The 22,903-nt window shown below is 37.2% G+C and carries 18 protein-coding genes; 13 read left to right on the plus strand and 5 right to left on the minus strand.

Going from position 1 to position 22,903, the window contains the following annotated elements:
• Window positions 1-10: 10 nt before the first annotated feature.
• Genes JKP34_RS04010 through JKP34_RS04020 form a run of 3 tightly spaced genes read right to left on the minus strand, consistent with a single transcriptional unit; the run spans window position 11 to window position 3,398 of the window.
• The gene (locus JKP34_RS04010; RefSeq protein WP_201917942.1) at window positions 11-760 is read right to left on the minus strand and encodes a succinate dehydrogenase/fumarate reductase iron-sulfur subunit; all 750 of its coding nucleotides are present in this window, start codon (window positions 758-760) and stop codon (window positions 11-13) included.
• 20 nt (window positions 761-780) lie between these two features.
• Window positions 781-2,715 carry a fumarate reductase/succinate dehydrogenase flavoprotein subunit gene (locus JKP34_RS04015; RefSeq protein ID WP_201917944.1) on the minus strand — a complete coding sequence of 645 codons (1,935 nt, stop codon included), beginning with the start codon at window positions 2,713-2,715 and terminating at the stop codon, window positions 781-783.
• An 11-nt stretch (window positions 2,716-2,726) separates the two neighbouring features.
• Window positions 2,727-3,398, minus strand: a complete 672-nt coding sequence (locus JKP34_RS04020; RefSeq protein WP_201917946.1) for a succinate dehydrogenase cytochrome b subunit — start codon at window positions 3,396-3,398, stop codon at window positions 2,727-2,729.
• Between the two features lie 217 nt (window positions 3,399-3,615).
• Between JKP34_RS04020 and JKP34_RS18335 the strand changes: the two genes are divergently transcribed.
• The 4 genes from JKP34_RS18335 (at window position 3,616) to JKP34_RS04040 (ending at window position 9,019) form a co-directional block, all read left to right on the plus strand.
• Entirely contained in the window at window positions 3,616-6,405 is a 2,790-nt protein-coding gene (locus tag JKP34_RS18335; RefSeq protein ID WP_201917947.1) for a T9SS type B sorting domain-containing protein, read from the plus strand.
• Between the two features lies 1 nt (window position 6,406).
• Entirely contained in the window at window positions 6,407-6,805 is a 399-nt protein-coding gene (locus JKP34_RS04030) for a thiol-disulfide oxidoreductase DCC family protein (protein ID WP_201917948.1), read from the plus strand.
• Window positions 6,806-6,890: 85 nt separating this feature from the next.
• Window positions 6,891-7,772 (plus strand): ACP S-malonyltransferase, encoded by an 882-nt coding sequence (gene fabD / locus JKP34_RS04035; RefSeq protein WP_201917950.1) that lies wholly within the window; start codon window positions 6,891-6,893, stop codon window positions 7,770-7,772.
• Window positions 7,773-7,798: 26 nt separating this feature from the next.
• Window positions 7,799-9,019, plus strand: coding sequence for a GAF domain-containing sensor histidine kinase (locus JKP34_RS04040; protein ID WP_201917951.1), 1,221 nt, complete (start codon window positions 7,799-7,801; stop codon window positions 9,017-9,019).
• On the opposite strand, the gene JKP34_RS04045 is transcribed toward JKP34_RS04040, so the two are convergent.
• Window positions 9,020-10,414, minus strand: coding sequence for a type III PLP-dependent enzyme domain-containing protein (locus JKP34_RS04045; RefSeq protein ID WP_201917952.1), 1,395 nt, complete (start codon window positions 10,412-10,414; stop codon window positions 9,020-9,022).
• Between the two features lie 116 nt (window positions 10,415-10,530).
• On the opposite strand from JKP34_RS04045, the gene JKP34_RS04050 reads away from it, so the two are divergent.
• From JKP34_RS04050 to JKP34_RS04090, 9 genes are all read left to right on the plus strand, one after another.
• On the plus strand, window positions 10,531-11,454 hold the full coding sequence (locus JKP34_RS04050) for a dimethylarginine dimethylaminohydrolase family protein (protein WP_201917953.1): 924 nt from the start codon (window positions 10,531-10,533) through the stop codon (window positions 11,452-11,454).
• 6 nt (window positions 11,455-11,460) lie between these two features.
• On the plus strand, window positions 11,461-12,402 hold the full coding sequence (ctlX, locus tag JKP34_RS04055) for a citrulline utilization hydrolase CtlX (RefSeq protein WP_201917954.1): 942 nt from the start codon (window positions 11,461-11,463) through the stop codon (window positions 12,400-12,402).
• 13 nt (window positions 12,403-12,415) lie between these two features.
• Window positions 12,416-14,200, plus strand: a complete 1,785-nt coding sequence (gene argS / locus JKP34_RS04060) for an arginine--tRNA ligase (protein ID WP_201917955.1) — start codon at window positions 12,416-12,418, stop codon at window positions 14,198-14,200.
• A gap of 47 nt (window positions 14,201-14,247) precedes the next feature.
• Window positions 14,248-14,769 carry a glutathione peroxidase gene (locus JKP34_RS04065; RefSeq protein WP_201917956.1) on the plus strand — a complete coding sequence of 174 codons (522 nt, stop codon included), beginning with the start codon at window positions 14,248-14,250 and terminating at the stop codon, window positions 14,767-14,769.
• Window position 14,770: 1 nt separating this feature from the next.
• Window positions 14,771-15,667, plus strand: coding sequence for a 1,4-dihydroxy-2-naphthoate polyprenyltransferase (locus JKP34_RS04070; protein ID WP_201917957.1), 897 nt, complete (start codon window positions 14,771-14,773; stop codon window positions 15,665-15,667).
• A 158-nt stretch (window positions 15,668-15,825) separates the two neighbouring features.
• Window positions 15,826-16,671 carry a universal stress protein gene (locus tag JKP34_RS04075; RefSeq protein WP_201917958.1) on the plus strand — a complete coding sequence of 282 codons (846 nt, stop codon included), beginning with the start codon at window positions 15,826-15,828 and terminating at the stop codon, window positions 16,669-16,671.
• Between the two features lie 142 nt (window positions 16,672-16,813).
• Complete coding sequence (gene polA, locus JKP34_RS04080; protein WP_201917959.1) at window positions 16,814-19,621, plus strand: DNA polymerase I; 2,808 nt, start codon at window positions 16,814-16,816, stop codon at window positions 19,619-19,621.
• A gap of 62 nt (window positions 19,622-19,683) precedes the next feature.
• Window positions 19,684-20,580 carry a bile acid:sodium symporter family protein gene (locus tag JKP34_RS04085; protein ID WP_201917960.1) on the plus strand — a complete coding sequence of 299 codons (897 nt, stop codon included), beginning with the start codon at window positions 19,684-19,686 and terminating at the stop codon, window positions 20,578-20,580.
• Window positions 20,546-22,051 carry a M28 family peptidase gene (locus JKP34_RS04090; RefSeq protein WP_201917961.1) on the plus strand — a complete coding sequence of 502 codons (1,506 nt, stop codon included), beginning with the start codon at window positions 20,546-20,548 and terminating at the stop codon, window positions 22,049-22,051. The genes JKP34_RS04085 and JKP34_RS04090 overlap by 35 nt, the downstream gene beginning before the upstream one ends.
• Here the strand turns inward: JKP34_RS04090 and ppgK are convergent.
• Window positions 22,048-22,779: a polyphosphate--glucose phosphotransferase gene (gene ppgK, locus JKP34_RS04095; RefSeq protein WP_201917962.1), complete on the minus strand. Its 732-nt coding sequence runs from the start codon at window positions 22,777-22,779 to the stop codon at window positions 22,048-22,050. The genes JKP34_RS04090 and ppgK overlap by 4 nt on opposite strands.
• Between the last annotated feature and the right edge of the window lie 124 nt (window positions 22,780-22,903).

Here is a 22,903-nt window from a genome sequence, read left to right on the forward strand (position 1 = left end):
ATTTCAATATTTAGTTTGATGAACCCATTTTTGAGCCTAAATACTCACGATTCATTCTGGCAATGTTTTTTAAATCAATGCCTTTAGGACATTCGGCAGAACAAGCACCTGTGTTGGTGCAAGCACCAAATCCTTCAGCATCCATTTGAGCTACCATTTTTTCGGCTCTTTCAGATTTCTCCACCTGACCTTGCGGTAACATAGATAGTTGAGAAATTTTGGCGCTTACAAATAGCATCGCAGACGCATTCTTACAGGCAGCTACACATGCTCCGCATCCTATACAGGTAGCGGCATCAAATGCTTCGTCAGCTACACTTTTAGGGATTGGAATTTCGTTAGCATCAGGAGTACCCCCAGTGTTTACACTTACGTAACCACCAGCTTGAATTACTCTGTCAAAAGCACTTCTGTCAACTGCCAAATCTTTAACTACTGGAAAAGCCTTTGCTCTCCATGGTTCAATAGTAATTGTTTCGCCATCAGAGAATGATCTCATGTGTAGTTGGCAAGTAGTCACTCCTTTTAATGGGCCGTGAGGTTCACCATTGATGTACATACTACACATGCCACAAATACCTTCACGACAATCGTGATCAAAATGAACCGGATCTTCATCCTTTTCTATTAGCTGCTCATTTAAAACATCTATCATTTCAAGGAATGACATGTCAGGAGATACTCCATCAATATCATATGTTTTAAATGCTCCTTTATCGTTAGTGTTTTTCTGTCTCCAGATTTTTAATGTTAATTTCATAGAACTAATATTTTTAAAGCTTACTTGTAGCTTCTCTGTGTTAATTTAACATTTTCAAAATTCAACTCTTCTTTATGTAGCTCTTCTGCTATATCAAGGTCTTTGAATTCCCAGGCTGCTACATAAGCAAAATCTTCATCGTTTCTTTTTGCCTCACCTTCTTCAGTTTGGTGCTCTTCTCTAAAGTGACCACCGCAAGATTCTTCTCTATGCAATGCGTCATCTATCATTAGTTCACCTAATTCTAAGAAGTCGGCTACTCTTGAAGCTTTTTCGAGTGAACTGTTAAATTCTTCATTGCTTCCAAGAACCTTCACATTTTTCCAGAACTCATCTCTAAGTTCTTTAACCATTCCTTTGGCTCTAGTCAATCCCTCGGCAGTTCTGGACATACCGCAATATTCCCACATGATTTTACCTAATTCTTTGTGGAAATGATCAACAGATTTCGACCCTTTGATTGAAAGAAGTTTGTCGATATTATCTTTAACGGTTTTTTCAGCAGCTTTAAATGCTTCATGATCTACAGGTGTTTTCTCATATTTCTCACCAGCAAGATAATTACCAATTGTGTAAGGGATAACGAAGTAACCATCAGCTAACCCTTGCATTAAAGCACTGGCGCCTAATCTGTTAGCTCCATGGTCTGAGAAGTTAGACTCACCTGTTGCATAAAGACCTGGTACGTTAGTCATAAGGTTATAATCAACCCATAAACCACCCATAGTGTAGTGAACAGCAGGATAAATCTTCATTGGTGTTTCATACGGATTGTCACCGGTGATTTGCTTATACATATCAAAAAGATTACCGTATTTACCCTCAATCGTATCACGACCATCTCTTTTTATGGCATCTCTAAAATCAAGGAATACCGCTTTACCTGTGTCATTTACACCGCGGCCTTCATCACAAACGTACTTGGCATTTCTAGAAGCTACATCTCGAGGAACTAAGTTACCAAATGCAGGATATTTTCTCTCTAGATAGTAATCTCTATCTGCTTCATCGATGTCACGAGGCTTGATTTCTCCTTTTCTTACTTTTTCTGCTAATTCCTTGGTCTTTGGTACCCAAACTCTACCATCATTCCTTAATGATTCGGACATAAGCGTTAGTTTTGACTGATGGTCTCCACTTACAGGAATACAAGTAGGGTGAATTTGCGTGTAACATGGGTTAGCCATAAAAGCACCTTTTTTGTGAGCTCTCCAGGCTGCTGTGGCATTTGAGCCCATTGCATTGGTAGAAAGATAGAATACATTACCGTATCCTCCAGAAGCAAGAACAACAGCATGTGCACTGTGTGATTCTATTTCTCCGGTAATTAGGTTTCTGGTAACGATACCCTTAGCCTTTCCGTCAATAGTAACCAAATCCAGCATTTCATGACGCGGATAGAGCTTTACTTTTCCGTTAGCAACCTGACGGCTTAATGCGGAATAAGCACCTAATAATAATTGTTGCCCAGTTTGACCTCTGGCATAAAATGTACGTGACACCTGAGCACCGCCAAATGAACGGTTAGCTAACAACCCGCCATACTCTCGGGCAAAAGGAACGCCTTGAGCAACACATTGATCAATAATATTAACACTTACCTCTGCAAGCCTGTAAACATTACCTTCACGTGATCTGTAGTCACCACCTTTGATAGTGTCATAGAATAATCTAAAAACACTGTCGCCATCATTTTGATAATTTTTTGCAGCATTGATACCACCTTGAGCCGCAATAGAGTGTGCTCTTCGTGGGCTATCTTGAAAACAGAAAGACTTAACATTATAGCCTAATTCTGCCAATGAGGCTGCAGCAGATGCACCTGCTAAACCAGTTCCAACAACTATAATATCATATTTTCTCTTGTTGGCAGGATTAACGAGTTTGACGTTGAATTTATGATTGGTCCATTTCTCCGCTAATGGGCCTTCTGGAATTTTTGATTCTAACTTCATAATAATTATGCTTAGTTATTGAAAAACATGTATAGTGGAATGGAAGCAAATGCAGCTGGTATTAATATAGCATAAACTATTCCTAAACCTTTAATGAAAGGTGTATATTTTTTGTGATTAACCCCTAACGTTTGAAAAGCACTTGAAAAGCCGTGAGATAAGTGGAAAGCTAAAAAAATCATACTGACTACATAAATAGCTACATACCACCACTGCGCAAATGAAGCACTTACAACTTTGAATAGATCTTTATTACCGGCAGCATCCATCGGGATATCTCCCCAGTGCATTTCGTACCAGTAACTTCTCATGTGAATTACTAAAAAGATTAAAATAACTGTTCCAAGAATTCCCATGTTTCTTGATGCCCATGCGCTATTAGCACTTCCTTTTACTTTTGCATAACCAACAGGTCTTGCTTTTCTATTTTTAGCAGCTAATACTGCTGACATAATAATGTGTAAAAGAATAAAGGCATACAGCCCATAAGAAGTAAACTTTATCAAAGGATTTGATGTCATGAACTTTGCGTAAGCATTAAATTGCAATCCGCCATCATCCATTAATAACTGAAAATTTCCTGATAAGTGAACAATCAAAAAGATGATTAAAAAAAGGCCGGTTAACGACATGATAACCTTTCGGCCAATGGAACTGGTAAGTGTATCAGTAAGCCAACTCATAGATATTTGTTAATTATTTAGTTAAATAATAAAAGTGTACCAAAGGTACATTTGGAACCCATAGAAAACAATTGTGTTTTTTATTTTAAAAGATTCTAAATAATGGCAATTTGCTGAAATTTAGACGTTAACATGCTGATGAAATATATTGTTTAAGAGTTTATAAAAACTTATTTTTCAGTTTATTCGTTTCTATTATCCATTTGAAAATTTTTTAGTGAAGAAATACGCTCTAATACTTTTTCTTTTACTTATTCCGATAGTAAAATCATTGGCTACACATATTCGTGCAGGTGAGATAACAGCACGAAGAGTAGGTTGTGGAGGTTTTACCTATGAATTTATTCTTACCGCCTATCGTGATACAGGTTCTGATATTTTATTCGGTAATGGTATTTTCAGCTATGGAGATGGTGAAACAATAGCACTGAATCCTGATAATTATTTCCGCAAGGAGATGATAGACGAAGAGATTGAGTTGGTTCAATTTAGACTAGAGCACACTTATTCATCAAATGGTTTCTACACAGTTTCATACAATGAGGATTACAGAAACGTAGGAATAGCCAATATTTCAAACTCTGGATCGGTAGCCTTTTATGTTGAAACTATCATTCGATTAGACCCAAATATCGGATGCAATAACTCGCCTATCTTTCAAATCCCTCCTGTTGATAAAGGAGCTATTGGTGTGATCTTCTTCCACAACCCGGGAGCTTTTGATATCAATGGTGATAGTATTTCTTTTAGAATGGTTACTCCCAAAAGCCGAACTGGTGTTGAGGTTCCAGGGTTTCAATCACCTGAAGTTGCTTCCGGAGGGCAAAACAGCCAACAGAATGGGCCTGCTACATTTACCCTTGATCAAGTCATTGGAGATATCATTTGGGACGCCCCGGCTCTTAAAGGAGAATACAATATTGCATTTATTGCGGAAGAATGGAGAAGGATAGATGGTGAGTTGGTTTTCCTTGGTAGCATAACCAGAGATATGCAAATCATAGTTGATGAAACTGAAAATGATCCCCCTGAAATATTAATTCCTGAAGATACATGCGTTGAAGCAGGAACATTATTAGAGGCGGAAGTTTCAGCTATAGATCCTAATCCAGAATCCCTGGTTCAGATTGAAGCTTTTGGAGGTCCTTTTATATTGGATCCTCCGGCATCTATTTCACCAGATTCAGGCGGTTACTATGAACCTCCTCATTCAGCCAATTTCACCTGGCAAACTAACTGCGACCATATAAGAGAAGATCCTTACCAAATTAGGTTTAAAGCAACAGATAACGGACCAGGAATCAGACTAACAGATTACAAAACATGGAATGTTACTGTAGTGCCTCCTGCACCAAAGAATGTAACTATTGAGCCTAGACCACAACGCTCAATTCGACTCAACTGGGATGAATATGATTGCGGATTGGCTGAAATTATTCAGGTTTACAGAAGGGTAGATTCTTTTGCCTTTACACCTGCCAATTGTGAAATCGGTATTCCGGAAAACGGTGGATATGAGTTAATAGGAGCAGTTCCGGTAACTCAAAACACTTTTACAGATGATAACGCTGGCAGAGGTTTAGACTTTGGGGCTACCTATTGCTACAGATTAGTAGCGGTTTTCGAATTACCGGCAGGCGGAGTTAGTTATGCTTCTGAAGAAGTTTGTGAAAAGGTGGCTGCAACTGGTCCTATAATTACGAATGTTAGTGTGAATGAAACAGATGTATCTAATGGAGACATAATTGTGAGTTGGCTACCACCATTCGAAATAGATACAAGTGTATATGCGGGGCCTTTCAAATATCAGGTTATGAGAAGTTCTGGGAGTGGTTTTGAACAAGTTACGGTTGTTCAAGATACAACTTTCAGAGACTCGGGGTTAAACACTGAAGAATTGAATTATAGTTACCAGATAGGTCTTTATAATCTTGAGGATGCGGTAAATAGTCAAAATTTAATTGAGTCATCTTCTGTGGCTTCTGTTGTTGAACCCTCTTCTGTTTCATTATTTGAAGCCATTGAATTGAATTGGGATGCTGACGTACCATGGTCAAATACGAGCCAGGATTTCCCGTATCACTACATTTATCGAGACAAAGTAAATCCTAATAACCCTGATGAACTCGTCTTAATTGATTCTGTCGATGTTACTTTTTATGGTTACAATTATGTGGATAGTGGAGCCTTTAATAACCAGAAGCTGTCAAATGATGAGCAATATTGTTATTATGTAACAACACAGGGAACGTATGGTAATGATGATATTTTTACTCCTTTAATAAATGATAGTAGAATATTATGTACAATGCCTGATGATCAAATTGACCCTTGCCCGCCTTTCGAGGCTTCATTCAAGTTAGGATCTGAAAATGACTGCAGAGCTTTCTTAGCAGATAAGGCTTGTGATTTCAATGACTTCTCCAATACTTTATTTTGGAAGGCCAATGATTTAGATACCTGTGATACAAGTATTGCTTATTATGAGATTTTCTATCAGAATGAGCTATCAGATGAATTTACTCTGGTTGGCACTACAACCGATACAGTATTTGTACATGAAAATTTACCAGAATATAAAGGCTGCTACAAAATAAGAGCGGTTGACAGATCAGAAAATAGAAGTGTTTTCTCTAATACTTTCTGTAAAGAGAATTGTCCGAATTTGGCATTTCCAAATGTGATAACACCAGGCAATAGTCCAGGCAAGAATGATGTGTTTACACCTTTCTATCCGGGAGCTTCAGAAAGTGCCATTCCTCTAGAATTCTGTCCACGTTTCTTAGAACAGATTGAGTTTAATGTATATAACAGATATGGTAAATTGGTTTATTCTTACAGAAGTGGTGGAGAAAATAGTTTGTACATCAATTGGACTGGTGTTAACAACAATGGTGAAGAATTGCCATCAGCTACCTATTTCTATGAGGTGATAGCCACTTTTGATATGTTAAGACCAGAGAATACAACCAAATTTTATAAAGGTTGGGTACAAATAATCAGGTAACTTGTCTGTAGAAAAAATCATATTTTTTGATGGCGTATGTAATTTATGTAATGGAGCTGTCAATTTCATAATTGACTGCGATCCTGATGCTAAATTCAAATTTGCTGCTCTCCAAAGTGAGGTAGCCAAAAAGAAACTTCCTCAAGAAAGAGTTCAGCATGTGGATTCTATCGTATTATTAAAACAAGGAAAAACTTTTATTAAAAGTGAAGCAGCCTTGCTTATTGCCAAAGAGTTAAAATTTCCTTGGTCAATGTTCCAGGTGTTTTTAATTATTCCAAAATTCTTTCGAGACCCACTGTATAATTTTATAGCAAAGAGAAGGTATAAATGGTTTGGTAAAAAAGATACTTGCCGCATTCCTACTCCAGAATTGCAAGATAGATTTGTAACTGATTAAGCAGTTTTGCTTACTTTGTATCCCAGCTAAAACTATGAATTGCTTTGGCTGTTAATTACCTTATAAAAATAAACCATAAAAAACTATGAGTAAAGCATACGTATTTCCTGGTCAGGGAGCACAATTCTCCGGAATGGGTAAAGATTTGTATGATAATAATGCAGATGCCAAGAAATTATTTGATCAGGCTAACGATATATTAGGTTTTGAGATTACTAAAATAATGTTTTCCGGCACTGATGAGGAGCTTAAAGAAACAAAGGTGACACAGCCTGCTGTTTTTCTTCATTCAGTAATTAATGCCCTTGTACATCCTGATTTCAATCCTGATATGGTGGCTGGTCATTCTCTAGGAGAGTTTTCTGCTTTAGTAGCTAACGGAACGCTTTCTTTTGAAGATGGACTAAAGCTTGTACATAAAAGAGCACTTGCTATGCAAAAGGCATGTGAAATAAACCCTTCTACTATGGCCGCTGTGCTTGGTCTTGATGATCAGATAGTTGAAAAAATTTGTGCTGAAATAGAAAATGAAATAGTTGTTCCTGCAAATTATAACTGCCCTGGTCAACTAGTTATTTCAGGATCGAATAAGGGAATTGAAATTGCTTGTGAGAAAATGAAAGAGGCTGGTGCTAAACGTGCCCTGCCACTTCCTGTAGGAGGTGCTTTTCATTCACCATTAATGGAACCTGCGAAAGAAGAGCTGGCTAAAGCCATTGAAGAAACAAGCTTTTCTGAACCTAAATGTCCTGTATATCAAAACTTCACCGCACAAGGTGCTATTGATGTGGCAGAGATTAAAGAAAACTTGATTTCTCAATTAACGGCACCAGTGAAATGGACACAATCAGTTCAGCAAATGGTAAATGATGGTGCTGATATATTCATAGAAAGTGGTCCTGGAAAGGTGCTCCAAGGTTTAGTGAAGAAAATAAATAGAGAATCCGAAGTTGCACAGTTGTCGTAATTACCTAATAACGCTAGGTTAATTATATGGAGTTTGCCAAAAAGACTATAAACGAAGAAGCTAGGTTAAAAACCATTGAGAGGCACCTTTTACAAGAGGATATTATTGAGCAAGATTTTCAAGGTATTGTTCAGTTGGCAGCTTTTATATGCAAGGTGCCCTCCTCAATGATCTCCATCATTGGAGCCGAAAAACAATGGTTTAAGGGAAAAGTAGGAGATGTTGAAGATAACTTGGCCAGAGAAATAACCTTTTGTGGTCATGCCATTAATCAAGACGGACTATTTTTGATTGAAGATGCATCAAAGGACGTTAGGTTTCACGATAATCCATTAGTGACAAAATATCCTTACTGTCGCTTCTATGCTGGAATCCCTCTTAAACTTGATGGACATAATTTAGGAACACTTTGTGTGCTTGACACAAAACCCAGGAAATTAGATCAAGAGCAAATTGTGAATTTAAAACTTCTGGCTGAACAGGCGACCAAGTTAGTAACACTAAGAGGGAAAGAATTAGAGCTTACTAATCAGAATGCCATTATAAAACGAAGAAATAATGATTTATCCGTTTCATCTTCAGTGAATAAGCAAATGATGAGTATGATATCTCATGATGTGAGAGGACCCATTGGTAGTATTCTCACTTATTTCAAATCGAAGAATGAAAAGTTGCACGATGTAGATAAGGTTCAGAAATTTTTTCCTTTAATGGAGTCTACTTTAAGAAGCATTTATGACATGGTAGAAAATATGCTTGAATGGTCGAACCATATTAACAATCCTAAAGTAAAGGAAGTCGATTTATTAGAAGTTTTACAAGAAGTAGAGAGTTTACACGCTAGCCAATTAGCATTTAAACAAAATAAGTTTGAAACAAACCTTAAGCAGAGTACCAAAGTGGTTTGCGATAAAAATGCCTTACTTTTTATTTTGAGAAATCTAGTTGGTAATGCAATTAAATTCACTGAGGAGGGAATAATAACTGTTAACTTCACAGAACAAGATGATGATTGTATCAAAATTTCGGTTGTAGACACAGGCATTGGAATGAGTGAAGAACTACTTGGCAAAGTACGCAGTGCCGAAAAAAAGATTTCTACCTCCGGCACAAGACAAGAAAAAGGCTCAGGTATGGGCCTGAACCTTATTCAAAAATTTCTTCAGAAGCTTGACTCAGAATTAACTATTGAATCAAAAGTTAATCAAGGAAGTACTTTTTCTTTCTTACTAAAAAAGGCTGTGTAACTATTTTTTGTAACCCAATAATTTCAACATACTTTCGCTATTCTGTTCTTCAGCAAACAATTCTGTGGTTATTTTTCCCGAATTATCTTTATTGATAAGTACGTGTTTTGGTGCAGGTATTAAACAATGCTGAATACCTCCATATCCTCCTAAAGATTCCTGATAAGCACCCGTATGGAAGAAGCCTATATATTGCTGTTTCTGAGGACCTACATTTGGTAAGAACACTTCGAAGCTATGCGCTTCCGAGTTATAGTAATCCTGCGAGTCACATGTTAAGCCTCCCATATTTACTTTATGGAATGGCTCTTCCCAGTTGTTTACAGCAAGTAAAACGAATTTTTGATTAAGCCCCCACACATCTGGTAAGTGAGTAATGAAAGAGCCATCAATCATGTACCAAAGCTCCTTATCATTTTGAAGCTTCTGATCTAAAACTGAATAAATAGTGGCACCGCTTTCGCCTACAGTATAGCTGCCGAACTCAGTAAAAATATTTGGTACTTCTACATTGTTCTTTTCACAAATCCACTGGATATTCTCTACGATTTGATCAACCATATACTGGTAATCATATTCAAAGCCTAAAGAAGTTTTAATCGGGAAGCCACCGCCAATGTCAATGGTATCAAGTTCAGGACAAATCTTTTTGAGTTCACAATACTTATAAACGAAACGGCTTAATTCACTCCAGTAATATGCAGTATCTTTAATACCAGTGTTGATGAAGAAATGAAGCATTTTTAAACTAGCCTTCTTGCTAGGAGCAATTTTCTCTTTATAGTAATCAACAATGTTGTTGTAACGGATACCCAACCTACTTGTGTAGAATTCAAAGTTAGGCTCTTCATCTGAGGCAATTCTGATACCTACTTTAAAAGGTTTTTTAGCTCCTTCCTCGTAAGCTTCTAACTCGCTCAAATTATCAAGAACTGGAACAGTGTTCTCGAAGCCGTCATTAATAAGTTCGTTAATATATTGCTTGTAAAGAGGCCTTTTAAAACCATTGCAAACTATGTAATGCTGTTTGCTTAGTTGACCTTTTTCATTTAAACTTCTTATGATTGGTATATCGAAAGATGAAGAAGTTTCTATATGGACACCAGCTTTTAAAGCTTCTTCCAAAACAAAGGAGAAATGCGATGACTTGGTACAGTAACAGTAAGTGTAGCTACCTTTGTAATTATGTTTTTCGAAAGCATTCTTAAAATATTCAGAAGCTTTTTTAATGTTCTGACTTATCTTGGGCAGATAAGTTAGTTTTAAAGGTGTACCGTATTCCTTTATAATTTCCATCAAAGGCACTCCATGGAAGTGCAATTCATTATTATTAACAGTGAATTCTTCTTGCGGAAACTCAAAGGTTTGTTCTATTAAGTCTATGTAACTCTTCATCTAGGCTTGTTTGGTTTAAGCTGCAAGTGTAATATTGTGATAATTTTGCAATCTTTGCAAAGCTAAAGTATAGCTTTCATTTTTAAATATAATCAACTTAATAAATCTGGAATTTTATGATAAAGCTGTCGGTGGTTGACGAGACTTCCCCGCTTGAAGCAGTTATTTTAGGTACTGCACAAGGAGTAGGAGATGTTCCTAAGTTAGAAGATGCGTATGATCCTAAATCGAAGGAACATATAGCAGCAGGCACATATCCTAAAGAAAAAGACATGGTGCAAGAGATGGATGCTTTTGCCAAAGTGTTGGAAAAGCATGGTGTAAAAGTGTATAGACCAGAGATAATCCCTGATTACAATCAGATATTTTCCAGAGACATCGGCTTTGTGATAGATGATAAATTTATAAAACCTAGAATACTTAAAGACAGAGATGAGGAAATTCAGGGGATTCAATATGTAATTGATCAGATGGACCCTGCTCAGGTTTTACAAATGCCGGAAGGTGCTCATGCCGAGGGTGGAGACGTAATGCCATGGAAAGACCATCTTTTTGTGGGCTATTCGGAAGCTGAAGATTATGAAAAATACATTGTTGCTCGTACCAACCGGGCAGGATTGGAGTTTTTACAAGAGCAATTTCCAAACAAAAAGGTGAAAGGTTTTCAGCTCAATAAATCTGATGACAATGCTAAAGAAAATGCTTTGCACTTAGATTGCTGCTTTCAACCTATAGGTACCAATATGGCTATTATTTATAAGGGCGGTTTTAAGTATGAAGAGGATTATAACTACCTGGTAAATTATTTTGGAGAAGAAAACCTGATACACATCACCAAGGATGAAATGTATGAAATGAATTCGAACGTTTTCTCCATCAGTCCTAATGTGGTAGTGCTTGAACAAGGTTTCGATAGACTTGCAAAAATATTAGAAGATAAAGGCTTTACGGTAGAACGCGTTCCTTATGCAGAAATTTCCAAAATGGAAGGCTTATTACGCTGTTCAACCTTACCTTTGCATCGTAAAAATTCCAACTAAATATTTATGGAAAAACAGAGTACTAACACGCTGATGATGATTCGTCCTGTTCAATTTAGGTTTAATGAGCAGACGGCTGTAAATAATTATTATCAAAAAGTTATTGACGGAATAAAACCGGAAGAAGCTAATCAAAAAGCACAAGCTGAATTTGATGCCTTTGTTAATAAATTAAGAGGTAAAGGTGTACAAGTGATAGTTTTTGATGATACCACAGACACTGACACTCCTGATTCTATTTTCCCTAATAACTGGATTTCATTTCATAATGACGGCAGAGTAGGTTTATATCCTATGTATGCTGAAAACAGGCGCCTCGAACGTAGAGATGACATTTTGGAAAGCCTGCAAAAGGAGCACGGCTTAAAAATTACTGATACTATCGATTTTACTGGGCACGAGGAGCTTGGGAGTTTTTTAGAAGGTACTGGAAGTATGATTCTCGATAGACCTAATAAACTTTGCTATGCGGCTATTTCATTAAGAACTGATGAAAAAATATTGGATGAGTTTTGCGACAAGTTTGGTTACAAAGCAGTGAAATTTATAGCAAACCAAACAGTTGATGGCAAGCGAATGCCTATTTATCATACAAATGTGATGATGTGTGTAGCCGATGATTTTGCTATTCTTTGTGCAGATTCTATCGACAATGAAAATGAGCGAAATCATGTTATCACTAGTCTACAGAATTCAGGTAAAGAGGTGGTTGAAATTTCTGAGGACCAGAAGCATCATTTTGCCGGCAATATGTTACAGGTGAAGTCTACTGATGGTACTCCTTATTTGGTGATGTCAGCTGCTGCTCACCAATCTTTAACGCAGGATCAAATTCAGGCTATTGAAAAGCACTGTGAAATTATTAGCAGCTCCTTAGATACCATAGAAGCCTTGGGTGGAGGTAGTGCCAGATGCATGATGGCAGAGGTTTTTCTTCCTAAAGCATAAAAAACAGAAATACATGTTTCAGATTGAAGCTCATATAATAAAAGAAGTAAAGTCGGCATTTAAATCATTATTTGATGCTGAGCTAAGCGATGACTTGATCAATATTCAACCAACCAGAAAGGAGTTTGAAGGCTCACATACTTTGGTATGTTTTCCGCTAGGTAAGCAATCAAAACTCAACCCGCAGGCAACTGCCGAAGCGGTTGGAAAATACCTAAAGGAAGAAACAGCCTTTGTAGCAGATTTTAATGTGGTGAAGGGTTTTCTCAATTTGGTTATTGCAGATAAGGTTTGGCTGGAAATTGCAGAGCAGATTCACAAAACCAATCAATTTGGCGTTACACCACCTACTGGTCGTGAGGTGATGGTGGAGTATTCATCTCCCAATACGAATAAGCCGCTCCACTTAGGTCATTTAAGAAATAATTTCCTTGGCTACTCAGTTTCCAAAATTCTTGAGGCGGCAGGAAATAAAGTGCATAAAGTACAGATTATTAACGATCGTGGTATTCACATCTGTAAATCTATGCTGGCCTGGCAAAAATTTGGGGAAGGTGAAACGCCAGAGTCATCCGGGCTTAAAGGTGATAAGCTTGTTGGTAAATACTATGTCATCTTCGACAAGAAGTACAAAGAGCAAATCAATGAGTTGGTTAAGCAAGGTACTCCAAAGGAAACAGCAGAAAAGGAAGCTCCAATTTTGGTAGAAGCACAGCAAATGCTTTTGAAATGGGAGAATAAAGATCCTGAAGTTTATAATTTGTGGGAAACCATGAATGGCTGGGTTTACGATGGTTTTGCAGAAACCTATAAAACCATGGGAGTTGATTTCGATAAACTTTATTATGAATCAAACACCTTCTCATTAGGTAAGGATGAAGTACTAAGAGGGTTAGAAGAAGGTATTCTTTTCAAAAAAGAAGACGGCTCTGTTTGGATCGATTTAAAAGAAGAAGGTCTTGATGAGAAGCTGCTACTTAGAAAGGATGGCACTTCTGTTTATATGACGCAGGATATTGGAACAGCTATTCTCCGTTATCAGGATTTCCCAAAAATAGAACAACAGATTTACACGGTTGGTAACGAGCAGGAATATCACTTCAAAGTGCTTTTTATGATTCTTGATAAGTTGGGTTATAGCTGGGCAAAAAGCTGTTACCACTTGTCATACGGTATGGTAGATTTACCTACAGGCAAAATGAAATCCCGTGAAGGTACTGTGGTAGATGCTGATGATCTGATGGAAGAAATGTTTGCCACCAGTAAGCGAAGAACTGACGAGCTTGGCAAAATTGATGGATTTGATAAAGAAGAAGCCGAAGAACTTTACAGACAATTAGGCTTAGGTGCTTTAAAATACTATCTGTTGAAAGTTGACCCTGTTAAAAGAATGATGTTTAATCCTGAAGAATCTATTGACTTTCAGGGCAATACAGGTCCTTTTATTCAGTATGTGCATGCCAGAATAAGAGCGATTGTCAGAAAAGCTGAGCAACTGGGAGTTACTCCTGAGGTTAATGTTGAACAACTTGCAGCTACTGAACGAGACGTTTTGGTACTTATAAGCACATTCCCCGATAAGGTTAAAGAGGCTGCTGAAACTTATTCTCCCGCAGTAATTGCCAATTACATCTATGATGTGGCAAAAGCTTACAATCGTTTTTATGCGGAAGTTTCTATTTTCAATGAAGATGATGAAAGTGCATTAGCTTTTAGAATAGCTTTTTCTGCTATGGTTGCTAATGTTATAAAAACCGGAATGGAACTATTAGGAATTGAAGTTCCTGAAAAGATGTAAAATGGATTTAAGCAAACTATTGAGTAAATCACTAGTTTGCTTAAACTATGTCTACTATTTCAAATAAGCTCTTTGCTGCAATATTTTTTATTTGTCTGGCAAGTGCTGCAAATCACAAAGAAATGAGCATTTACGATTTTCAGATTCAATCAATAAAAGGAGAGGTTATAGACTTTTCGAACTATAAAGGTAAACCTCTACTTATAGTCAACACAGCTTCCGAATGTGGTTATACTCCACAGTATGCCGATTTGCAGGAGTTACACCAGATGATGGGTGATCAAATAACAATTCTAGGTTTTCCAGCTAACAATTTTGGAGGACAGGAACCCGGTTCAGATGATGAGATTGCTACTTTTTGTGAACGAAATTTTGGTGTAACATTCACACTTTTTTCAAAAATGGATGTAGTGGGTAAAAATCAACATCCGCTTTTCAAATACTTGGAAGCACAAACAGGTAAGGCTCCCACATGGAACTTTTGTAAATATCTGATCAGTGCTGATGGTGAAGAAATTAGTTTTTATCCATCAAGTGTTAATCCGGTTGAAATAGCTGAAAAACTATAAGATGCTTAAGCACTGGATAGCTGCATTTCGCTTCAGAACATTACCATTGGCATTGGCATGTATTGGCATGGGTAGTTTTTTGGCTGCTTATTATGACGTTTTCGATCTTACTGTTTGTCTTTTAAGTTTGTCAACCACACTTTGCCTTCAAATACTTTCCAACTTAGCTAATGACTATGGTGATACCATACATGGTGCTGATAGTGCAGATAGAGAAGGACCTAAACGATCCGTGCAACAAGGGCATATCAGTCAACAACAGATGAAAAATGCGATTATCGTATTTTCAGCCTTATCATTTATAAATGGAATCAGTTTACTTATAGTTGCTTTAGAATTTGGCTCAATAGCTTTCTACAGTTTTTTAGCGATGGGCATAATGGCAATATTCGCAGCTATAGCCTATACAAATGGCAAACGGCCTTATGGCTACCTTGGCCTGGGCGATTTCTTTGTGTTTCTTTTCTTCGGAGTTGTTGGTGTATGTGGAACTTACATATTGCATAGTGGCCACTTCAACATGCTAATCTTATTTCCAGCAATTTCTTGCGGTTTGCTGGCTACGGGTGTTCTCAATGTTAATAATATTAGAGATATAAAGTCAGATGAAAAAGCTGGAAAAAGAAGTATTCCGGTGAGGCTAGGTCGATCTAAGGCTAAAATTTATCATTTCTCATTGATTGCCACAGCTTGGATCAGCATAGTAGTTTTTTTGTGGTTAAATGATGGGGGCAATTCTAAATACTTAGTGCTATTATCGTTACCATTGTTTGTATTTCATTTATTAAGATTAAGTAGAGCCAAAACATCCACGGAGATTGATCCACTTCTTAAGCAATTAGCTTTATCTACACTTTTCTTTGTTGTAGCCTTTGGTTTCGGTATTATACTGGCTTAACATTAGCAATAATCACTTTATTTCGGCATCATTTAAAATTAAGATTCGTATATTAAAAATGAATCCTTTACTAGGTGTATACCACCTTGTTAAGTTTTTAACATCTGATTTAATCAAAACATTTTTTAAATTAAGCATTCAAAAATAAACCTATTGCTATGAAACAAATACTAGTTCCAACCGACTTTTCAGAACAAGCAGAAAACGCATTACAATTAGCTGCGGAAATGGCCAAAGCAAATGATGCTGAATTATTAGTGCTTCATGTGGTAGAAATACCAGGACAGCAATCTTTCAGTACAACAGGTGAGCCTGACTATGCGGATCCTATGGAAGCTGTTTTCGTTAAAAAGATGATAGAAAAGGGTGAACAGCAGCTAGAAGAAATTACTCAGAGAGATATTGTAAAAGGTGTTAATCTGAAAACAAACATAAAGGCAGGTAATGCATATCATAACATTAGTGACATTATTTCCGATTATGAACCTGACTTGATAGTAATGGGTACTAATGGTGCTACAGGAGCAGAAGAAATTCTTATTGGCTCTAACACAGAAAAGGTAGTGAGAAATGCTCATTGTCCTGTTCTTTCCTTAAAGAAAAAAGTGACGCTTGCTGATCTGAATAACATTGTTTTTGCAAGCGACATGAAAGATGAGGCAATAGATTTGGTTAAAAGGCTTCAAAATATTGTGCAACACTCCCAAGCTAAAATTCATTTATTAAGGGTTAATACACCAAATAATTTTGAAGGTAGTGCGCAAACCATGAATAGGATGAAAGCTTATGTAGAGAAGAATGGTTTAAATGCAGAGCAACATATTTACAATAGTAATACTGAAGAAGAAGGTATAATGGAATTTGCTCACGACAACAATATTGACATGATCGTAATGGGGACGCATGGTAGAAAAGGTCTAATGCATCTTTTCAGCGGTAGCATAGCCGAAGATGTGGTAAACCATAGTAAGCTGCCTGTATTAACTTTAAAAATACAGGATTAAATAATTTTAGTGAGTAAACAAAAAATCCAGCTCTGAGCAGAGTTGGATTTTTTTTGCCTAAACGCTAATTCATCAAGGTATCTTTTAGACAAAAAATCTTAAAGATTTATACCTTTAATATTCAATAATAACCACTATACAAATGAGTAAGCCTGAAAATAAACTCTTTTTGCTTGATGCTATGGCACTTATCTATCGTGCCCACTTTGCCTTTAGTAAAAATCCACGGATTAACTCCAAAGGATTGAATACAGGCGCAGCTCTGGGCTTTACTAATTCCCTTTTGGAGATTATTAAAAAAGAGAAGCCTACTCATATTGGTGTAGCATTTGATACTAGTGATCCAACATTTAGACATGAAGAATTTCCTGAATACAAAGCTCAGCGTGAAGAACAGCCTGAAGATATCAGGGTGGCCATTCCTTATGTAAAGAAAATTGTAGAAGCTTTTAATATTCCGGTTTTAATTAAGCCAGGTTTTGAGGCAGATGATATCATTGGAACCATTGCAAGGCAGGCTGGTGATGAGGGTTTCGAAGTGTTTATGATGACACCGGATAAGGACTATGCCCAACTGGTAAAGGAGCATGTCTATCTCTACAAGCCGTCTTTTATGGGTAATGGTGTTGATATTTTAGGAATTCCTGAAGTATTAAAGAAGTTTGACATAGATAGAGTAGAACAAGTAATTGATATACTCGGGCTTCAGGGTGATGCTGTTGATAATATTCCTGGGATTCCCGGTGTAGGTGCCAAAACGGCTGTTAAATTCCTGAAGCAATATGGCTCAGTTGAAGGTCTTTTAGAACATACTGATGAGCTAAAGGGGAAAATGAAAGAAAAAGTAGAAGCCAACAAAGAACAGGCTTTGCTTTCTAAAAAACTGGCTACCATTAAAATTGATGTGCCTATCAACTACGAGCCTGATAAACTCAAATATGATGGTCCCAATGAAGAAGTTTTAAGAGAGCTTTTTGAAGAACTTGAATTCCGCACCCTTATGAAAAGAGTGCTGGGGGAAGAGCCACAAACAAGCGCCAAGTCGTCTTCTTCTCAAGCTGATCCTGCTCAAATATCAATGTTCACGGACACACCTGCTGAACAACAGGAAGAAGTTGAAGAAGCTCCCGCTGAGAAAAGAAATATAGAGAATTCACCTCATCATTATCATTTAATAGATACTCCTGAACTAAGAAAGGAGCTTATTGAATATCTGAAATTACAAGATGAGTTTTGCTTCGATACTGAAACTACTAGTGTAGAACCTACTGATGCAGAATTAGTGGGTATGGCGTTTTGTTACCTACCAGGTGAAGCTTATTATGTTCCTGTTCCGGAAGATCAAAAAGAAGCTCAGAAGATTGCCAATGAATTTAAAGAAATCTTAGAAGCTAAAGATATAGTAATCATTGGTCAGAATCTGAAATATGATATTCAGGTAATGCGAAATTATGATATCATCCTAAATGGTAAAATATTCGATACCATGCTGGCGCATTATCTGCTCGATCCTGAAACCAGGCACAACATGGATGCCCTGGCTGAAAATCTCCTGAATTATACCACTATTTCTATCACTGAGTTGATAGGTAAGAAGGGTAGCAAGCAAGGCAATATGCGAGATGTTCCTGTTGCTGACGTGGTCGACTATGCCTGCGAGGATGCCGATATCACTTTGCAATTAAAGCTGTTACTGGAAAAAGAGATTGAAGCCAATGACCTGGGCAATCTGCTTCATAATGTGGAAGAACCACTCTCTTTCGTCTTGGCCGAAATGGAATATGAAGGTGTTAAGATTGACAAGGAAAATCTAGCTGAAATGTCGTCAGAGCTGGAAGAACTTGCCAATCAAACCCAAAAGGAGATTTATGAAATAGCAGGCGAAGAATTCAATATTGCATCTCCAAAGCAACTTGGTGAAGTTTTATTTGATAAAATGAAGCTGGTTGATAAGCCGAAGAAAACCAAAACCGGTCAGTATGCTACAGGAGAAGAGATTCTTTCGAAGCTGGCAAATGAGCATGAAATAGCTGATAAGATTCTCACTTTCAGAGAATATCAGAAATTGAAATCAACCTATGTTGACGCATTACCTAAACTTATAAGCAAGAAGGATGAAAGAGTGCATACCGACTACCGCCAGGCAGTAGCGGCAACAGGAAGATTGAGTAGTAATAATCCTAATCTGCAGAATATTCCTATCAGAACAGAAAAAGGAAGGTTGATCCGAAAAGCTTTTGTTCCGAGAAGTAGTGATTATAAGTTGCTCTCAGCAGATTATTCACAAATAGAATTAAGAATTATGGCTGCTTTCTCTAAAGATAAAGCCATGATTGAAGCTTTTAAGTGTGGTCGGGATATTCACGCCACCACAGCTGCTAAAGTATTTGGCGTAGATATAGATAAGGTTGACCCTAATATGCGTAGAAAGGCCAAGGAAGTAAACTTTGGTATTATTTATGGAATTTCAGCTTTCGGATTAGCTCAGAATCTTGGTATTTCAAGAACTGAAGCTTCTGAAATTATAAAAGCTTATTTTAAAGAGTTTCCGGCAGTAAACGAATACATGACAGATGTGGTGGAAGAAGCCAGAAAGCGAGAATATGTCTCCACCATTCTGGGCAGAAAGCGTTGGCTGAGAGATATCAACTCAAGAAACCAAACAGTTCGTGGGTTTGCTGAGCGTAATGCTGTTAACGCACCTATTCAAGGTAGCGCGGCTGATATGATTAAGCTGGCCATGATAAGAATTCATGAATGGATGAAAGCTGAAAAGCTTAAGTCAAAAATGATTATGCAGGTACATGATGAACTGATTTTTGATGTACATAAAGATGAGTTGGAAACACTTCAATCTCATGTTTTAGATTTCATGAAAAATGCAATGGATTTAGAAGTGCCAATGGAAATTGGCGTTGGTGTGGCAGATAACTGGATGGATGCTCATTAAAGTGATATTATAATGCTTGCTTTAGTTCTATTATTTGAGCATTTTGGATAGAAATTGATTTAATGGAACAGAGTATAGTTACTGCGGTATTTCTCCCCATAGCCCTTGGCATTATCATGTTGGGCATGGGGATGACGCTTACTCCCGCTGATTTTAGAAGAGTGGCCAAATTTCCGAAAGCAGCCGTAATTGGGCTTTCATCACAACTTATCATATTGCCTTTACTCGGTTTTGCACTGGCAGGTATTTTCTTTGATGTGCCTGAGTTAGCTGTTGGCTTTATATTAATAGCACTTTGTCCGGGTGGAGCTACATCAAATATCATCAGTCATATGGCAAAAGCTGATTTAGCTTTATCCATCAGCTTAACAGCCATTAGTAGCTTGGTCACAAATTTCACCATACCTATTTTGCTAAACTTTGCTTTAATAAAATACATGGGAGAAGCTGAAGGTGTCCAGTTACCTTTGTTTAAAACCTTTCTTCAGATTTTTGTCATTACTATTCTGCCTGTAAGTATAGGGATGCTCATCAAAAAAAGATTCTCTGATTTTGCTAAAAGGTCAGAGAAAACAATGAGTATCATATCTGCCGTCTTTTTTGTGATTATCCTCTTGGCAGCTATTTTAAAAGAAAGGGCTAATATCATTCCTTATTTTGAGCAGGCTGGTTTAGCTACCTTATTATTAAATGCAAGTAGTCTGTTAATCGGTTATTACCTTGGGAAAATTTTTAGTCTCAGCTACCGCCAACGCTCGGCAATCAGTATTGAGAGTGGTATCCAGAATGGCACTTTGGCCATTACACTGGCTTTGAGCCCAAATATTTTAAATAACACACAAATGGCTGTTCCTGGCGCCATTTATAGTTTATTAATGTTTATTACCGCTATTGTGGTCATCTTTTACTTTAAATCGAAAAATAATGAAGAAATATCAGCGCAATACAAAGCTGCTTAGTATTGGTTTAAGTCTCTTTGGCTTATTAGTTACTCCAAATTTATTGGCACAAACAGAGAAAGAGCTAACGGAGGAAACAGTTACCAAAAATAAAATAGAAGGTCATATACATTTCTTATCTGCCGATGAATTAAGAGGTAGAGAGGTAGGAACTCCTGAAATTGATATTGCAGCAAAATACATTGCAACTTCATTTATGAAGTATGGTGTTCAACCAATTGAAGGTTCTTATTTCCAGAATGTTCCTATGGAAAAGAGTGTTCCACCATCGGCATATGCATTAAAGATGAACGGTAATATAGCTGAACCTGATAACCTGATGTATTTAAGTGGTGATAACATGAATATTTCAGAAGCTTTTGTTTACCTGAATTATGGATTTCAATCGGATTTCGACAATGCACAGGTTAAGGGCAAAGTTGTTGTGACCATGGCAGGAAATGCTGAGGCTAAGGACGTCAGAACTGCCATGCAAGAGAGAAAGACTAAAGTAGAATTGGCAAAGCAGGCAGGGGCTATTGGCTTGGTTGAATTATTTGATGAGAAACCGGATAATTGGGATAGATATAAAGACTACTTTAGCCATTCTTCAGTAAAATTAGTATCAAATGAACCGCAGGCTGAAAAAGAGAATTTCTTTAGCATGTGGGCTATAGATAATGAAGGTCAGATGAAAAACTCGCTTCGCTTGAAGATGAGAAGCATCGAAGTAACAATTGCCGGGCAAATGAAGCTCGAAATCAATAGCAGAAATGTAGTGGGAATGGTTGAAGGAACTGATCCTAAATTAAAAGAAGAATACATTATTTATTCAGCCCACTATGACCATAATGGTGTAGGTAAGGCAAATGCCGAAGGTGATTCTATTTATAATGGGGCAAGAGATAATGCAGTGGGTGTGGTAACTGTTATGAGTGCAGCAGAAAATATTGCTAAATACCCAACTAAGAGATCAGCTTTATTTATTTTGTTTACTGCCGAAGAAAAGGGCTTACTAGGTTCTAAGTATTATGCGGATAATCCATTGATTCCGATGAATCAGATGGTGTATTGTTTTAATAGTGACAATGGAGGTTATAATGATACTTCTTTAACCACCATTGTGGGATTAGGTAGAACTACGGCCGAACAGCATATTGTTGATGCTTCAGCCGCTTTTGGTTTAAAAGCTATTGATGACCCTGCTGGTGAACAAGGTTTATTTGACAGATCTGATAATGTGAATTTTGCTAAAAAGGGAGTGCCTGCACCAACTTTCAGCATGGGCTTTACTGCTTTTGATGATGAAATCTTCAAGTATTACCACCAAACAAGAGACAACCCAGAGAGTATAGACTACGATTACCTCGAAAAGTTCTTCAGTGCTTATGTAATGTCATGCCGCTTAATCGCAAATGACGCTAAAACTCCGTTTTGGGTAAAAGGAGATAAGTATTATGAAGCAGGTAAATCTTTATATAAAGCTAATTAGAATTTAAACTGACTTGCTGCCCCAATAACACCTGCATGGTTCTTAAGCTGTGCAGGTACTACATTTAATTCAGAGTCAAAATGTTTCTGATACTCATCAAATCGTTTACTTACTCCACCACCTAAAATTATAAGTTCAGGCCAGAATAATTTATCAAGCTCTAAGAGGTATTTGTTAAGTCTCTTGGCCCACTTTTTCCAGCTTAAATCCTCTTGTTTACGAATAGAATTTGCAGCATAATCTTCAGCAATCTTTCCGCTCAATGAAAGATGCCCCAATTCAGTATTAGGAAATAATAACCCCTTGTAAAATAAAGAGGTGCCAATTCCAGTACCTACGGCTACAGTCAATACCGAACCCATATAATCTTTACCTGCTCCATAGTTCATTTCTGCTATACCAGTAACGTCAACATCGTTCATTACATTTACTTCACAGCCTGTGGCCTGGCTAAACAAATCATTAACATCTTTTCCAATCCAGGAGGTGTCGATATTTGAAGCTGTTTTAACCACACCATTTACAATGGCTGCCGGAAAGCCAACTCCTATTTTTCCTTTCCAATCAAAATGTTCTTGTAATTTCTTTACCACCTTAGTCATGGCTTGCGGGGTAGCCGGTTTCGGTGTGTCTATTCGTTTTCTGTCTACAACAAACTCACCTTTATCAAGGTCAACAATCGAGGCTTTCATGCCTGAACCGCCAATGTCAATTCCTAATACTTCCAAAGCATAATTGATTAGTGTGTCTTGAATATACTTAATTATTAAGAATGGGGAAATCAGTTCTCTTGTAAATACTTAATTATTAGCTAAATTGATTACTCAAAAAAACCTCATCATAAAATAAACC

The organism is Marivirga atlantica (genome assembly GCF_016734805.1).
Lineage (GTDB): Bacteria > Bacteroidota > Bacteroidia > Cytophagales > Cyclobacteriaceae > Marivirga > Marivirga atlantica.

Excerpts from the sequence above, each read along its gene's own strand:
- JKP34_RS04010 (WP_201917942.1), bottom strand. The coding sequence starts at position 760 with ATGAAATTAACATTAAAAATCTGGAGACAGAAAAACACTAACGATAAA.
- JKP34_RS04015 (WP_201917944.1), bottom strand. The coding sequence starts at position 2,715 with ATGAAGTTAGAATCAAAAATTCCAGAAGGCCCATTAGCGGAGAAATGG.
- JKP34_RS04020 (WP_201917946.1), bottom strand. The coding sequence starts at position 3,398 with ATGAGTTGGCTTACTGATACACTTACCAGTTCCATTGGCCGAAAGGTT.
- fabD (WP_201917950.1), top strand. The coding sequence starts at position 6,891 with ATGAGTAAAGCATACGTATTTCCTGGTCAGGGAGCACAATTCTCCGGA.
- JKP34_RS04040 (WP_201917951.1), top strand. The coding sequence starts at position 7,799 with ATGGAGTTTGCCAAAAAGACTATAAACGAAGAAGCTAGGTTAAAAACC.
- JKP34_RS04045 (WP_201917952.1), bottom strand. The coding sequence starts at position 10,414 with ATGAAGAGTTACATAGACTTAATAGAACAAACCTTTGAGTTTCCGCAA.
- JKP34_RS04050 (WP_201917953.1), top strand. The coding sequence starts at position 10,531 with ATGATAAAGCTGTCGGTGGTTGACGAGACTTCCCCGCTTGAAGCAGTT.
- ctlX (WP_201917954.1), top strand. The coding sequence starts at position 11,461 with ATGGAAAAACAGAGTACTAACACGCTGATGATGATTCGTCCTGTTCAA.
- argS (WP_201917955.1), top strand. The coding sequence starts at position 12,416 with ATGTTTCAGATTGAAGCTCATATAATAAAAGAAGTAAAGTCGGCATTT.
- JKP34_RS04065 (WP_201917956.1), top strand. The coding sequence starts at position 14,248 with ATGTCTACTATTTCAAATAAGCTCTTTGCTGCAATATTTTTTATTTGT.
- JKP34_RS04070 (WP_201917957.1), top strand. The coding sequence starts at position 14,771 with ATGCTTAAGCACTGGATAGCTGCATTTCGCTTCAGAACATTACCATTG.
- JKP34_RS04075 (WP_201917958.1), top strand. The coding sequence starts at position 15,826 with ATGAAACAAATACTAGTTCCAACCGACTTTTCAGAACAAGCAGAAAAC.
- polA (WP_201917959.1), top strand. The coding sequence starts at position 16,814 with ATGAGTAAGCCTGAAAATAAACTCTTTTTGCTTGATGCTATGGCACTT.
- JKP34_RS04085 (WP_201917960.1), top strand. The coding sequence starts at position 19,684 with ATGGAACAGAGTATAGTTACTGCGGTATTTCTCCCCATAGCCCTTGGC.
- JKP34_RS04090 (WP_201917961.1), top strand. The coding sequence starts at position 20,546 with ATGAAGAAATATCAGCGCAATACAAAGCTGCTTAGTATTGGTTTAAGT.